Here is a 710-nt window from a genome sequence, read left to right on the forward strand (position 1 = left end):
CCCACCCTCCCCTCACCCCCCCCCCCCTACCCCGGCCCACCGAACGTCCCCGGCCCCCGCGGCGTCTCCGACGCTGGCGGGATATCCACGGCTTCGGGCCCTCGCGCCGCTGGTGCGGAGGCTCCCCCTGCCAGCAAGATCGGATCGTCGTCATCCCCAGCCGGCCCACCGAGAGGCAGTCCGTACGTGATCACCGTGCACCTGAAGTACGAGATCGACCCCGACAAGCTGGCGGACTTCGAGGAGTACGGGCGCCGCTGGGTCAAGCTGGTCGACCGCTTCGGCGGCAACCACCACGGCTACTTCCTCCCGAGCGAGGGGGGCAGCGACATCGCCTACGCGCTCTTCTCCTTCGGCAGCCTCGCCGAGTACGAGCAGTACCGCACCGCCAGCTTCACCGACCCCGAGTGCATGGCAGCCTTCGAACTCGCCCGGACCACCGGGTGCATCAGGCGCTACGAACGTCGTTTCCTGAAGCCCCTCGGCACCGGCAAGGGACCGACGCCCTGCTGCTGCGGGGGCGTGCGGACTGACCTTCCGTCACCGCCCCGGCAGCGGGGAAGGGATGGAGCTCGCGATTCTGGACAGCCCGGGCCGGGGCGTCGACAATCTGACCATGACCGCTCCAGAGTTCCGCACCGCCCAGCTGGCGGCCAGGCCGTCGCAGGCCGACCGCGACCAGGTGCTGGACGTGCTCCGGGAGGGTGTCG

1 pseudogene is annotated in these 710 nt (G+C 70.7%); it reads left to right on the forward strand.

Annotated features, from left to right (window positions below):
• Nucleotides 1-186 precede the first annotated feature (186 nt).
• A pseudogene (locus tag ABD323_RS42855) lies at nt 187-492 on the forward strand (NIPSNAP family protein); the annotation flags it as partial.
• Nucleotides 493-710 lie beyond the last annotated feature (218 nt).

Origin of the sequence: Kitasatospora nipponensis (assembly GCF_039528135.1) — a bacterium.
Lineage (GTDB): Bacteria > Actinomycetota > Actinomycetes > Streptomycetales > Streptomycetaceae > Kitasatospora > Kitasatospora nipponensis.